Here is a 13,309-nt window from a genome sequence, read left to right as displayed (position 1 = left end):
GGGGACAGCATCATGGGCGAACACGCCATGACGCCTCAGCAAGCCCGGATGGCACCGTTCTACTGGCCGCGATGGATCGTACTCATCATGGTTGTGGGGATGGTCGCGGTCTTGGCCCCAATTATCATCATCTCCGGATCAGCCACCGCGACGGCGCCGGCCAAGGGGAACTACGTGCCGCAGACGCGCACGTACTTCATCGGCGCGGATGAGGTCGACTGGAACTACGCGCCGACCGGCAGTGACCAGATCACGGGTGAGCCGTTCGACGAAACCGCCGCCGTCTTCACTCAGCAGGGACCGCAACGCATCGGCAGCACCTACATCAAGTCCCTGTACCGGGAGTACACCAATTCCTCATTCAGGACGCTCAAGCCCCGGACCGCTGCCGATCGGCATCTAGGCATGCTGGGGCCGGTCATCCGCGCCGTCGTCGGAGACACGATCAAGGTGGTCTTCAAAAACAACCTGGACCGCCCCGTCTCCGTGCATACCCACGGCGTCTTCTATGACAAGGGCAGCGAAGGTGCCCCGTACAACGACGGGACCAGCCCGGCAGATCACCGGGACGACGCTGTCGCCCCGGGGACCGTTTACACCTATAGCTACAAAGTTCCGGACCGTGCCGGCCCCGGCCCGATGGACGGCAGTTCCGTAATGTGGATGTACCACTCGCACACGGATGAAGTTGGCGATGACTACGCCGGCCTGGTTGGTCCCATGGTCATAACGAAGGCCAGCGCCGCGCGCACGGACGGCACCCCGGAGGATGTGGACCGCGAATTTTTCGTGCAGTTCAAGGTCAGCGACGAGAACGCCAGCCCATACCTGCAACGCAACATCACCAGGTTCGCCGGGGACCCGGCTTCGGTGGACCCGGGCAATGAAGAGTTCGGGGAGAGCAACTTGATGCACTCCGTCAATGGCTACGTCTTCGGCAACCTGCCACTGGACGCCATGACCATGAAAAAGGGCGAACGGGTCCGCTGGTACCTTATGGGCATGGGCACTGAGGTGGACCTGCACACCCCTCACTGGCACGGCAACACCGTGACGGTCCTGGGAATGCGCACCGATGTAGTGAGCTTGCTCCCGGCGACCATGGTGACGGCCGACATGGTCCCTGACGACCCCGGCACGTGGCTGTTCCACTGCCACGTCAACGATCACATCAGCGCCGGAATGCTGGTCCGCTACCGGATAACCAACGCATCGGCCCCCCGCAACGGCAACAGCGTCCACTCCGGCCACACGTCGTAACCGGAAATTCGTCGCGCCGGTGGCCCCCGGCGCGTCCTGCGTCCGGCGGCCACATGCGGTCCTGTTTACATTCCTGAAACATGCCGGTCACGCGAACTTCACGCCGTCGCGATTCCCGTAACGTGCCCGCAACTTTTCACCTCACTGCCGGAAACATGGCTCCGCGAGGATTAAATCCGGATCGGGGGGCCGGCGGCGACGTGTCCCGGTACGGAAGACTGACGAGAAGGGACCCGCCGGTGGAGCTCACTGCTGGAAGCGTCTGGATGATTGTGTCGGCAGCGATGGTTCTGCTGATGACCCCGGCCCTGGGCCTGTTTTACGGCGGGATGACCCGGGCCAAGGCCTCGCTCAACATGATGATGATGAGCTTCGTCTCGGTGGGGATCGTCGGCGTGGTGTGGGTCCTCTGGGGCTACTCGATGAGCACCGGGCAAGGTGTCCTCGGCGTGTTCGGCAACCCGTTCGCGAGCTTCGGCCTGAGCAGCCTGATCGGTTCGCCGGACCTGATCAAGGCCGGCTACAGCGCCACTTTTGCCATCCTCACCGTGGCCCTCATCAGCGGCGCCATCGCGGACCGCGCGAAGTTCACCTCCTGGGCCCTCTTCGTCCCCATCTGGATCACCCTTGTGTACTGTCCCTTAGCCTTCATGGTCTGGGGCGGAGGCCTCATGAGTGCCGGCGGCGCCGTAAGTGCCGTCTTCGGCCAGGTCATCGACTTCGCCGGCGGCACCGTAGTGGAAATCGCGTCCGGAACCGCGGCGCTGGTCCTGGTCCTGATCCTGGGCAACCGGCACGGCTTCGGCAAGGACCCCGGCCACCGCCCCCACAACATCCCCTTCATCATGCTCGGCGCGGGCATCCTGTGGTTCGGCTGGTTCGGTTTCAACGCCGGCGCCGCCACCACCGTGGAGCAGGCCGGCCTGATCTGGGTGAACACCCTGGCCGCCCCTGCCGCAGCCATGATCAGCTGGCTGGTGACCGAGAAGGTCCGCCACGGCCACCACACCTCCTTGGGCGCGGCGTCCGGCGCCGTCGCCGGCCTGGTGGCGATCACGCCGTCGTGCGCCAACATCAGCCCGCTCGCCGCGCTGGGCCTTGGGTTCGTGGCCGGTGCGGCCTGCGCCGTGTTCGTGGACCTGAAATTCAAGTTTGGCTTCGATGACTCGCTCGACGTCGTCGGCGTCCACCTCGGCGGCGGCCTGATCGGCACGCTCGCCCTCGGTTTGATTGCGCTCCCGGTGGACGGTGCCGGCGGCGGGCTGTTCTACGGCGGCGGGCTCCACCAGATCATCGCGCAGGCCGTAGCCGTCCTCATCACGGTGGCCGTGTCGGGCCTCGGGACCGCGGTGATCGGACTCGCCATCCACAAGACGCTGGGTTTCCGGGTCAGCCGCGAGGACGAACTCGCCGGAGTCGACCGGTCCGAGCACGCCGAGACCGCGTATGCCTTTGCCGAACTGGGTTTCAGCCGGTTCAACCCGTTCGGCCACCACACCGGTGCGGCCCACGCCGCGACATCGGCCCACGCGGCGACGTCGGCCCACGCGGCCGGCCGGGCACCGGAAAGCGCCTCCGCACGCGCAAAGGAAGACAGCCTCGTCTGAGCCGGCCGCCGGGGCCGGCTCAAGTTTTTCCAAAGGGCCCGGGTGTAAGACGCGGTCGGAGGCTTAAGATATGGGCGGGGGGCACTCGAATTAGCGAACTCGCTTAATGGGAGGCCACGATGTTCAGCCAAGCCAGCCGCAAGGCATCAAAACCGAAGCTAACATCGGTGGCGCGGACCCCGCGCAGACACCGGCGCAGCTCCCTTCCCAGACCGGACACATTTTGGTTCGGGCGCGGGCTGGCCTCACTGGCGGCCTTTGCCTTGGCGGCTGGCGGCGGCCTGGTGGCGGCAGCCCCTTCGAACGCCGTCAATCCGGCACAAAACTACATCGTGGTGCTCAAGGACGGGGTCGTGGACGCCGGAGCGGCGGCAGCCGCCCAGCAAAGCGCCTACGGATTCACGGCATCGAAGGTCTACCGCAACGCTGTGAACGGTTACTCTGCCAACCTGACGGCGGCCCAGGCGCAACGCGTCCAGGCCGACCCCAGCGTCGACTTCGTCACGGCGGGCCGGACCTTCCAGCAACCGCGGGATCTTGGAACCGCGGCCACCCAGGAGACGCCGTTGTGGCGCAAGCGGATCGCCGGAACCAGCTCAGACGTCCGGAAGGCCCTCGACCGGGGGCCAAGCCGGATCAACGTCAACGTCGCCGTGATCGACAGCGGCATCGATGCGACCCACCCGGACCTGAACGTCAAGGGCGGCGTTGACTGCCAGTCCGGTTCCCCCGTCGATGTGACCCCCGTTGACGTCCTGGGGCACGGAACATTCGTCGCGGGCGTAATCGGCGCCCGGAACAACCGCCTGGGCGTCATCGGGACCGCCCCGGGCACTCCGCTCTGGTCTGTCCGGGTGGTTGACGACGCCGGCCTGATCTCCGAGGAAAGCCTGATCTGCGCGATTGACTGGGTGACCTCGACGCGCAAGGACCATGACGACAGCAACGACATCGCCGTGGCCAACATCAGCATCGCCGGCGGCGCCGCGGACACACCCAACTGCGGCAAGGGCACGGACCCAATGCACTACGCCATCTGCCGCTCGGTCCGGGCCGGTGTCACCTATGCCGTCGCGGCCGGCAACGCCGGTGAGGACTTCGCCAACACCGTGCCGGCCACGTACGACCAAGTACTGACCGCCACCGCGATGGGCGATTTCGACGGAAAGTCCGGCGGGGATGCCGCCCCGATCTGCGGCCCCGACGACTTTTCGAAGTACGGGCAAAAGGATGACCAGCCGGCGTTCTTCTCCAACTTCGCCACCACTAGTGACGACAAGGCCCACACGGTCGCCGGCCCCGGCGTGTGCATGCTCTCCACCTGGCCCGGCGGCTACAACGTAAGCAACGGCACCAGCTTCGCCAGCCCGGCCGTGGCAGGGTCCGTGGCCCTCTGCATCAGCCAGAAGGCCTGCACGGGTTCAGCCGAGCACGTCATGGAGCAGTACCTGGACCTGACAAAGTCGTACTCGAAGCGGCACCACGACTACGGCTTCGGCGGCGATCCCATCCACCCGATCTCGGGGCAGTACTACGGATACCTGACCCAGACGGTGAGCTTCTGACGCTGCGGCGGTGAGGAATCCGGCGGCGCAAGTCGCCGCGCCAGCGGCCCTCGGCGAGTCTCAGCCGAGGGCCCAGCCGGGTTTCAGCCCAGCCGGGTTTCAGCCCAGCCGCGGGTTTCAGCCCAGCAGCCGGCGTTCATAGGCGAAGGCCACCAGCTGGAGCCGGGTCCCGAGGCCCAGCTTGCCCAGCACGCTCCTGAGGTGTGTCTTGACCGTCGCCTCGGATACGAACAGGCTTCCGGCGATCTCACCGTTGGCCAGCCCCTTGGCCGCGAGCAGGAAGACGTCCCGTTCCCGGGCAGACAGCACCTCCAGCGCGGACAGGTCCGGTCCTCCGGCCGGCACGGTCCGGGCGGCATGCTGGAACAAATCCTGCACTGATCCCGGCGCAATCACGGAGTACCCGGAGTACACCGTCCGGATCGCGGCGAGCAGGAACTCCGGTTCGGCGCTCTTGAGCAGGTAGCCGCTGGCCCCGGCGTGCACGGCGTCAACCACCGCCTGGTCCCGGTTGAACGTCGTCAGGGCGATGATCTTCGGCGCGCCGGTGCCTGCGGCCTCCGCCTGCCGCACGATCCGCCGTGTGGCGCCGACGCCGTCAAGGACCGGCATGCGCAGGTCCATGAGCATCACGTCGGGGCACCGTTCGACGGCGAATGCCGCCGCCTGCGCGCCGTCGCCGGCTTCCCAGGCCATCGCCATGTCGGGTTGGCTCTCCACCAGCATCCGGATTCCCGCCCGGAACAGGGCCTGGTCATCGACGATCGCCACGGTAATGGCCGCCCCGGCATCAGCCACGGTCGCCGGCTTCGGCCAGCGGCATTCCCGGGCGCGCTGCAGGGCTTCCCACGGGAACCAGGTCCGGCTCCGCGCTGGCGGCGGCAGCGTCGGCGTCGGCCGTCCTTGTGCCGTAGGGGATAAAGACGGTCACCCGGTACTGCTCGCCATCCGGGCCGGACGTCATCCAGCCTCCTGCGAGGTGGGCGCGTTCCCGCATCCCGGCGAGGCCGCGGCCCACCCGCGTTTCGGCGGCGGGGTCCGGACTGTCCCTGCCTGCGGTCTCCGGAATCCCTGACGCCGCATGCAGGGTCAGCCCCGGGCCGCTCCAGTCCAGGTGCAGCCGCACCGCGGTGCCGCGGCCGCCGTGTTTCAGGGCGTTGGTCAGGCATTCCTGGATGATCCGGAATACGGCGAGCTGCTGCCCGGCGGAGAGCTCGGCGGGCGTGCCGGACTCGCTTTGTTCGATCTCGAGGCTGCCCTGCATGCGCGCCACGAGGGGCCCGACGTCGCTGAGCCGGGGCTGGGGCGTGACCATGCCGTCGTCGTGCACCCCCTCGATGACGCGCTGCGCGTCCACCAGGGCGCTCCGGGCCGACGTCGCGATGTTCTCCAGGGCGTTTAGCACTGCCCTCGGCTGGTCCTTGCTCAGGTAGCGGGTGCCATCCGCCTGCGCCGCGATCACGGCGAGTGAGTGGGCCAGGACGTCGTGCAGGTCCCGGCCGATCCGGGTCCGTTCCTGCTCCACGATCAGGTCCACTTCGGCTTCCCTGAGGCTGGTCTGGGCGATGGTCCTGGCCTGGAACAGGCTGCCGCGTTCCTGGTACATCGCCAGCAGAAGTCCGACGGCGGCGCAGGCTGCCGCGATCACCAGCAGCAGCGAAAAGAGTTGCCAGCCGTAGGCTTGAAAGGTCCACCGGTCGCCCATGTACAGCGGAAGGAACCAGCCGACGCCGTTGCCGTAGCGCCAGGACAGCATCAGGAAGGCCATGGCGCCGGCGAACACCACGTTGGCGGCCGCGGCGATGAAGCGTGTCCTTCGCCGGGCCGTCCATTGGATGAAGGCCAGGGACACGAACGCCCCGAGGTAGATGGCCCAGTGGTTGGCGTGCATCGCGGGAATGGCGTACCCCAGTTGGCCCGCGAGCAGCCCTGCCGTGAATCCGAGCGACGCGTAGGGCTTCCAGGCGGCGCAGGCAATCGCTGCCGTCATGAGGATCAGCGGCCACGTCCCCTCCCAGGTGTGGAGGCCCGGGCCCATCCGCCCGGCCTCGGCCACGCACCACAGCGTGAAGAAGAGAACGGCCGCCGCGGGGGCGCCCCAATGCCGCAAAACTTTCAGTAGTGGTTCCATGCTGTCACCCTATCCACGGCGGCTGTCACAGGCAGGTCACATCCGGCCGCGCTCCACCTTGGGGCCAGAAGATTCATCTTTCGAGCCAGCCCTCCGTCGATAGCGGGCGTAGTATGGCGGCCATGACCAAGGCAGCGGTTGAGGTCACAGCTCCCGCCGAAGCGGTGCCGTACTCCGTGCTGGACAGCGTGTTCTTCGTGGTGGGCGGCGTTGCGGCTGTGTGGCTGACCGCGCTGCTGGTGCAGTTGAGCTTCGAATGGGGCTGGGCGCAGGTCTGGTTCCTCTTCATCTTCTGGGCCCTGCTCGCCTATCTGGTACTTCCCCGTCTGCACCGGATCCTGACCCGGCTCTACGTTCCGGACTACTTCATCGGCCGGGCGCGCACCAGCGACGGGCTGCTGGGTGATCCCGTGAACATAGCCCTGCTGGGATCGGAACCGCAGATCCATGGCGTGATGCGGTCCGCGGGCTGGACAAGGGCCGATGACGTGACACTGGCCAGCAGCCGGCGGATCGTCTCCTCCACCCTCCTGCGCCGCAGCTATCTCGAGGCCCCGGTCAGTCCGCTGTTCCTGTTCGGCCGCCAGCAGGATTTTGCCTACCAGCAGGAAGTCGACGGCACCCCGGGCAAACGGCACCACGTCCGCTTCTGGCGGTGCCCGCCCGGCTGGCTGCTGCCGGGCGGGCTGGCCGTCGACTGGTTGGCGGCCGGCACGTATGACCGCAGCGTCGGGCTGTCCCTGTTTACCCTGCAGATCACCCACAAGATCGATGAGAACACCGACGCCGAACGCGACCATGTGGTCGGCGCCATTACCGGGGCCGATCCCGCGGCCGGGCTCAGGGTGATCCGTGATTTTTCCACCGGCTATCACGCGCGCAACGGCGGGGGTGACACCATCACCACCGACGGCAATCTCCCGATCGTCGATCTCAGGCAGACCGTCGCGGAGCCGACCGCTGCGGGCTTGCTTGCGTCCGTCACGGCCCCGGGCGAGGGCCGCACCCGGCGTCCTTCGACCACGATTGTCGGGGCGGCCTTCGTCGGTGCCCGCGCGGCGGCGGCCGCGCTGCTGGCCCTGTCCCTGGTGCTCTTCAAGGACGCGCACGTCGGCTCACTGGTGCAGCCCGTGGCCGGCCCGGCGGTCACGGAGGCCCAGGCGGAATTGGCCGTCAGCGCCGCAACGGTGCTTGTCCTGCTCTTTGCCGTGGCCGAGATCCTGCTGGCGTGGTTCGTGTTCCTCGGCCGAAACTGGGCCCGGACGGTGGCCATGGCGCTGAGCACGGCTGCCATCTGCTTCCAGGCCGTCGATGTTTTCTACGGCGGCCCGGACATCACCCTGAAGTCCAATCTCCCCGGCCTGACCCTGGACATCCTGTTGCTTCTGGCGCTCTCCAGCAAGCGGTCCCGCGACTATGCCCTGCGTCCCCGCAAGGAAGTCAAACGGGATTCCAGCCGTCCCGGCGGCCGGACGCCCTGAATCCCCAGGATCCAGGGGCCCTTGACAGCCCTCTCGCTGCGGGAGCTAGATGTTCAAATAGCCAGCAATCCACCGCAGGAGCAGCTAAGGAGCGGACATGAGCGACGACTCACAGGCGCCCGAGCGTCATCACAGCGAGACCCCCGCCGAAGGTGATGCAACGGCTGAACCCTTCGACGACCGCGCCCATTCCCAGGACGCGGCAGAAGGCCCGGACACCGACGACGAACCGGGCCCCACGGCCTAGCCCCCCCCTTACGCGCCAGCCTCCCTGCGCGCTAGCCTCTCTACGCGCGAATTCGCCGGAACCCTGCGGGCTCGCCGGAACTTTCCGGCGAGCGGGGAGGCTTCCGGCGAATTGGACTCGCCTGCCCCGGCCGGTGGCCTGACGGTCCCAGCCGCACAGCGTCCTTAACCGGCGAAATATCTTCGCCTGCCCGGGTGTTGCTCCGGCATGACAACAATCGGAATCATCGGTGCAGGACACATCGGCGGCCAGATCGCCCGCAAGGCCGTGGAGCTCGGCTACGACGTCGTGATCAGCAACTCGCGCGGTCCGGAGACCCTGGCGGACCTCGTCGCGGAACTGGGGCCCAAGGCCCGGGCCGCGACGCCGGCCGAGGCGGCCGCAGCCGGCGACTTCGCCGTCGTCACCGTGCCGCTCAGGAGCCTCCCGGACGTCCCCGTGGAACCGCTGGCCGGCAAGATCGTCCTCGACACCAACAACTACTACTGGGAACGTGACGGGCATATCCCGGCCCTGGATGCCGGCGAGGCCACCACCTCCGGCCTGCTGCAGGAGCACCTTCCCCAGTCCAAGGTGGCCAAGGCTTTCAACCACATCATGTTCTCCCAGATCACCACGGACGGGACGCCGGCCGGCACCCCGAACCGCCGTGCCATGGCCACGGCGAGCGACTTCCCGGAAGCGGCCGAGCTGGTGACCAGGCTCTACGACGAATTCGGCTTCGACACCGTCAACATGGGCCCGCTCGCCGAAAGCTGGCGCACGGAACGGGACCGCCCGGCCTACGTGATCCGGCAGAACGCGGCCGAACTCACGGAGAACCTGGCCAAGGCTCCGCGCACCATCTGACCCGTCCTGGCCCGGGCGCACGAATTCGCCGGAAGGCTGCGAGGTCGCCGGACTTTTCCGGCGAACGGGCAGGTTTCCGGCGAATTCAGCCGTGCGTGCCTGAGTGGGCGCTAGGAGGAGACCCCCACGGCCGCCGCAGTCAGGTCGGTCAGCTCAACGGGGGCAGGGCGGGCAACCGTGCTGCCGATCCGGACCGGCGCACCCGTGTGCGCCGACTCCAGCACGGACTCCATCACCTCCAGGGCGTGGAATGCCAGGGCACCGCCCGCCCTGGGTTCCTGGCCCGCAGGCGTGCGGATGAGATCGGAGATGCCGAAGCCCCGCCCCGATTCCACATAGCCCGCGGAGACGGGCAGGGTCTCCCAGTCGTCTGCACCGAGGGCGAAGAGCTGCACGTCGCCGTCGAAGTGGTTGGGATCCGGGACCACGAGGGAGCCGTGCTCACCGTGGATTTCGATGTTGGGGCTCTTGGTCTTCACGGCGTCGAAGCTCATCACCAGCGTGGACAGGGCGCCCGAGGCGTGGACCAGGACGCCGGTGACGTGGGTGTCGGTTGCCACGGGCACGTTCTGGCCTTCGCGTGGGCCCGAACCGATGGTCCGCTCGTCGCGGGTGTGGCTGGCCGCACCGATCACCGAGACCACGGGTCCGAGCAGGGTGACCAGGGCCGAGACGTAGTAGGGTCCCATGTCCAGCAGCGGGCCGCCGCCGGGCTGGTAATAGAAGTCCGGGTTCGGGTGCCAGCGCTCATGCCCCGGGGTGACCATGGTGGCGGTCGCGGAGATGGGCCGGCCGATCAGTCCGTCGTCGATGGCTTTCCGTGCGGTCTGGATCCCGGTCCCGAGCACGGTGTCCGGGGCGCAGCCGACCACGACGCCGGCTGCCCGGGCGGCGTCGAGGACCTGGCAGGCCTCCGCTGTGGTTGCCGCCAACGGCTTCTCGCCGTAGACGGATTTGCCGGCGGCAATGGCGCGGAGGGCGATCTCGGCGTGCGCCGCGGGAATGGTCAGGTTCAGGACGAGTTCGACGTCGTCGGCGGCCAGGAGCGCGTCGACTGTGAGCGCCCGGACGCCGTCGTACGAGTCGGCAACTGCCTGCGCCCGGGACGGGTCAAGGTCCGCGACGGCGACGAGGTTGATGTCCTCGAGCCGGCGGAAGTTGACCAGGTACTGGGCGATGATGGCTCCACAGCCGATGATTCCAACGTTTAACGGCTTGCCCACAGCAGGCCCCTTTCGATGATGGTGCGGACGTTGCTGTCCTGGAGGATTTCGACGCGGTGTCCCGGGGTGCAGACGAAGATCCTGCCCTTGCCCCACTGCCGGGTCCAGACGGCGGGCGAGGTGACTTCCCGGTGCCAGGGGTCCCATTCGCGAACCTTCTGGGTGGTGGTGGCCAGGACGTCGATGTAGTCGTCGGCGAGGACCCAGTACTGTTCGGTGACGAGATCGAAGTCGCCGAGACCGGCAGTGATCGGATGGTCCGCGGCCGCCCGGAGCATATTGACCGTGTAGGGGACGTAGTTGTCGGGCTGTCCGCCCGTGCGCTCGTCCGGGTGTTTGCCCGGGTGGCAGGCAAACTGCCCGCCGATCAGGTGCAGGTAGTCGGAGGTGTTGCGGTAGGAATCCGCGATGCCGCCGTGCCAGCCGGCCAGGCCCGTGCCGTTTTCGACGGCGGTCCGTAGACCTTCGAATTCGTCCTTTTCGATGGTGGACATGGTCACGCACTGCAGGATGAGGTCGACGCCGGCCATGTAGTCGGCGTCGGCGTAGATCTTGGGCGATTCCTCCACCCGGACCTCGTAGCCGCTGGCGTGCAGGTATGGGATGAATTCCTCGGTGGCCGCGACGGGCTGGTGCCCGTCCCAGCCGCCGCGCACCACGAGGGCGGTCTTTTTCTCGGTTGTCATGGGGTTCCTCTGTTGTTGGTTTGTTGTGGCCGTGACCGGCTCAGCGGGCGGCGAAGGCGGCATCGAACGCGGCCGTGGGCGGTGTGATCGTGGCAAGTTCCTTGACCAGGGCGAGGGCCTGCGGTGCGCCGAGCAGGCGGTCCATGCCCGCGTCCTCCCATTCGACGCTGGTGGGACCCTGATATCCGATGGCGTTCAGGGTCCGGAAAATCGGTTCCCAGTTGACGTCTCCGTGGCCGGCCGTGACGAAGTCCCATCCGCGGCGGGGGTCTGCCCAGGGCAGGTGGGAGCCGAGGCGGCCGTTGCGGCCGTTGAGCTGCCGGACGGACTCCTTGATGTGGACGTGGAAGATCTTCTCGGCGAAGTCCTGCAGGAACATCACGGGGTCCAGGTCCTGCCACACGAAGTGGGACGGGTCGAAGTTCAGGCCGAAGCTCTCCCGGTGGCCGATGGCCTCGAGAGTGCGCTTGGCGGTCCAGTAGTCGTAGGCGATTTCTGACGGGTGGACCTCGAGGGCGAAACGGACGCCTTCCTCGTCGAAGACGTCCAGGATCGGGTTCCAGCGGTCGGCGAAGTCGTGGTAGCCGCGTTCGATCATGGCGTCCGAGGCGGGCGGAAACATGGCCACGGATTTCCAGATCGAGGATCCGGTGAACCCGGTGACGGTCTGCACGCCGAGCCTGGCGGCCGCCCGCGCGGTGGTCTTCATGGCCTCGGCGGCCCGCATGCGGACTCCTTCGGGCTCACCGTTGCCCCACACATCGGCGGGAAGAATTCCCTCGTGGCGCTCGTCGATCGGGTCGTCGCAGACGGCCTGCCCGGTGAGGTGGTTGGCGATCGCGTGGACTTTGAGTTGGTGCTTGTCCAGGATGTCCAGCCGGCCCTGGAGATAGGCGTCGTCCTCGACTGCCCGCAGCGGGTCCAAGTGGTCGCCCCAGCAGGCGATCTCCAGGCCGTCGAAGCCCCACTCACCGGCGAGCCGCGCCACCTCTTCGAAGGGCAGGTCGGCCCACTGGCCGGTGAAGAGAGTAATGGGTCGTGTCATGGTCTTTCCTCTCAGAGGGTGTGCCAGTGGCTGTTGTTGCCGGCGCTGGTTTCGATGGCGGCGAGGACTTTTTGGACCTGGAGGGCGTCGGCGAAGGAGGGTGAGGGCGGCCGGTTTTCCGCGATGGCGTGGATGAGGTCGACCGCCTGGTGGGTGAAGACGTGTTCGTAGCCCAGGCCGTGGCCGGTGGGCCACCAGTTCCCGGTGTAGGGGTGTTCGGGCTCGGTGACGAGGATCTTGCGGAACCCGGAGTCGGGGCCGTCGGCGGCGTCGTAGACGGACAGGGAGTTCATGTCCTCGAAGTCAAAGGCCAGGGAGCCCAAAGTGCCGTTGAGTTCCAGGCGCATGGCGTTCTTCCGGCCCAGGGCATAGCGGGTGGCTTCAAAGATGCCGATCGGGCCGGAGGCAGGACCGTCGTCGGGCGTTCCCGCAAAACGGGCGGTGAAGAGGGCGGCGTCGTCCACGGTGACCGGCCCGCGCTCGGCGCCGGCGGCGCCGTGCCCGCCCAGGCCCACCAGGTCCCCGGCCAGGGGACGTTCGGTCACGAAGGTTTCCATCAGCGCCGAGACTCCGGTGATGTTCCGTCCCGTGTTCCACTGGGCGGCGTCGATGCTGTGCGCCCCGATGTCCCCGAGCGCGCCGGACCCGGACTTGGTTTTGTCCAGCCGCCAGGTCAGGGGCGCGTCGGCGTCGCTCAGCCAGTCCTGCAGGTACTGGGCCCGCACGTGCCGGATCTGCCCGAGCCGGCCCGCGGCGACCATCCTCTTGGCGAGCGCCAGGGCCGGGGTGCGGCGGTAGCTGAACCCGCACATGGAGTACACGCCGCGGCCCGCCGCGGCGTCCGCGGCCGCGGTCATCCGCTCGGCCTCGGCCACGGAATTCGCGAGCGGTTTCTCGCACAGGACGTGCTTGCCGGACTCAAGCGCGGCGATGGCGATCTCGGCGTGCGTGTTGCCGGGAGTGCAGATGTCGATCAGGTCGATGTCGTCCCGCTCGATCAGCGCCCGCCAGTCCGTCTCCACGGAGTCGCAGCCGTACTTGGCCGCCGCGGCCCGCACGCCCTCCGGATTCCGGCCGGCAACTGCCGCCAGCTCGGGAGCGAGCGGGAGGTCGAAGAACCGCGGCGCTGTCCGCCAGGCGTGGGAGTGCGCGGCGCCCATGAAGGCGTAGCCCACCATTCCCACCCGCAAGGGTTTCGGTTCAGTCACAACAAGT

The 13,309-nt window shown here is 67.7% G+C and carries 12 protein-coding genes; 6 read left to right on the top strand and 6 right to left on the bottom strand.

The features are described 5' to 3' along the window. The first annotated feature begins 12 nt into the window (after window positions 1–12). From ARTB_RS17650 to ARTB_RS17640, 3 genes are all read left to right on the top strand, one after another. Window positions 13–1,260, top strand: a complete 1,248-nt coding sequence (locus ARTB_RS17650; RefSeq protein WP_243181694.1) for a multicopper oxidase domain-containing protein — start codon at window positions 13–15, stop codon at window positions 1,258–1,260. A gap of 239 nt (window positions 1,261–1,499) precedes the next feature. Continuing rightward, complete coding sequence (locus ARTB_RS17645) at window positions 1,500–2,867, top strand: ammonium transporter (protein WP_243181693.1); 1,368 nt, start codon at window positions 1,500–1,502, stop codon at window positions 2,865–2,867. Between the two features lie 284 nt (window positions 2,868–3,151). Next, on the top strand, window positions 3,152–4,432 hold the full coding sequence (locus tag ARTB_RS17640) for a S8 family peptidase (RefSeq protein WP_243181692.1): 1,281 nt from the start codon (window positions 3,152–3,154) through the stop codon (window positions 4,430–4,432). Window positions 4,433–4,549: 117 nt separating this feature from the next. Here ARTB_RS17640 and ARTB_RS17635 read toward each other — a convergent pair whose 3' ends face one another. Then, window positions 4,550–5,230, bottom strand: a complete 681-nt coding sequence (locus ARTB_RS17635) for a response regulator (protein WP_243181691.1) — start codon at window positions 5,228–5,230, stop codon at window positions 4,550–4,552. Continuing rightward, complete coding sequence (locus ARTB_RS17630) at window positions 5,223–6,563, bottom strand: sensor histidine kinase (RefSeq protein WP_243181690.1); 1,341 nt, start codon at window positions 6,561–6,563, stop codon at window positions 5,223–5,225. Before ARTB_RS17630 ends, ARTB_RS17635 begins: the two co-directional genes overlap by 8 nt. Window positions 6,564–6,685: 122 nt before the next feature. Here ARTB_RS17630 and ARTB_RS17625 point away from each other — a divergent pair, with 122 nt between their 5' ends. The 3 genes from ARTB_RS17625 to ARTB_RS17615 all read left to right on the top strand — a co-directional run bounded on the left by ARTB_RS17625 (window position 6,686) and on the right by ARTB_RS17615 (window position 9,140). Next, window positions 6,686–8,044, top strand: a complete 1,359-nt coding sequence (locus ARTB_RS17625; RefSeq protein WP_028276104.1) for an LssY C-terminal domain-containing protein — start codon at window positions 6,686–6,688, stop codon at window positions 8,042–8,044. Window positions 8,045–8,141: 97 nt separating this feature from the next. Further along, window positions 8,142–8,291: a hypothetical protein gene (locus tag ARTB_RS17620; RefSeq protein WP_164468554.1), complete on the top strand. Its 150-nt coding sequence runs from the start codon at window positions 8,142–8,144 to the stop codon at window positions 8,289–8,291. A 207-nt stretch (window positions 8,292–8,498) separates the two neighbouring features. Continuing rightward, window positions 8,499–9,140: an NADPH-dependent F420 reductase gene (locus ARTB_RS17615; RefSeq protein WP_243181689.1), complete on the top strand. Its 642-nt coding sequence runs from the start codon at window positions 8,499–8,501 to the stop codon at window positions 9,138–9,140. Window positions 9,141–9,250: 110 nt separating this feature from the next. On the opposite strand, the gene ARTB_RS17610 is transcribed toward ARTB_RS17615, so the two are convergent. From ARTB_RS17610 to ARTB_RS17595, 4 genes are read right to left on the bottom strand one after another with little or no spacing between them, the layout of a single operon-like run. After that, entirely contained in the window at window positions 9,251–10,363 is a 1,113-nt protein-coding gene (locus ARTB_RS17610; RefSeq protein WP_243181688.1) for a Gfo/Idh/MocA family protein, read from the bottom strand. After that, the gene (locus tag ARTB_RS17605; protein WP_243181687.1) at window positions 10,348–11,049 is read right to left on the bottom strand and encodes a ThuA domain-containing protein; all 702 of its coding nucleotides are present in this window, start codon (window positions 11,047–11,049) and stop codon (window positions 10,348–10,350) included. Before ARTB_RS17605 ends, ARTB_RS17610 begins: the two co-directional genes overlap by 16 nt. Before the next feature lie 40 nt (window positions 11,050–11,089). After that, entirely contained in the window at window positions 11,090–12,094 is a 1,005-nt protein-coding gene (locus ARTB_RS17600; RefSeq protein ID WP_243181686.1) for a sugar phosphate isomerase/epimerase family protein, read from the bottom strand. An 11-nt stretch (window positions 12,095–12,105) separates the two neighbouring features. Beyond that, on the bottom strand, window positions 12,106–13,302 hold the full coding sequence (locus tag ARTB_RS17595) for a Gfo/Idh/MocA family protein (RefSeq protein WP_243181685.1): 1,197 nt from the start codon (window positions 13,300–13,302) through the stop codon (window positions 12,106–12,108). Between the last annotated feature and the right edge of the window lie 7 nt (window positions 13,303–13,309).

It is taken from the genome of Arthrobacter humicola (assembly GCF_022803015.1).
Lineage (GTDB): Bacteria > Actinomycetota > Actinomycetes > Actinomycetales > Micrococcaceae > Arthrobacter > Arthrobacter humicola_A.
The sequence above is the reverse complement of the archived record's forward strand: the minus strand, read 5'-3'. Positions and strand labels throughout refer to the sequence as shown.

Excerpts from the sequence above, each read along its gene's own strand:
- ARTB_RS17650 (WP_243181694.1), top strand. The coding sequence starts at position 13 with ATGGGCGAACACGCCATGACGCCTCAGCAAGCCCGGATGGCACCGTTC.
- ARTB_RS17630 (WP_243181690.1), bottom strand. The coding sequence starts at position 6,563 with ATGGAACCACTACTGAAAGTTTTGCGGCATTGGGGCGCCCCCGCGGCG.
- ARTB_RS17625 (WP_028276104.1), top strand. The coding sequence starts at position 6,686 with ATGACCAAGGCAGCGGTTGAGGTCACAGCTCCCGCCGAAGCGGTGCCG.
- ARTB_RS17620 (WP_164468554.1), top strand. The coding sequence starts at position 8,142 with ATGAGCGACGACTCACAGGCGCCCGAGCGTCATCACAGCGAGACCCCC.
- ARTB_RS17615 (WP_243181689.1), top strand. The coding sequence starts at position 8,499 with ATGACAACAATCGGAATCATCGGTGCAGGACACATCGGCGGCCAGATC.
- ARTB_RS17605 (WP_243181687.1), bottom strand. The coding sequence starts at position 11,049 with ATGACAACCGAGAAAAAGACCGCCCTCGTGGTGCGCGGCGGCTGGGAC.
- ARTB_RS17600 (WP_243181686.1), bottom strand. The coding sequence starts at position 12,094 with ATGACACGACCCATTACTCTCTTCACCGGCCAGTGGGCCGACCTGCCC.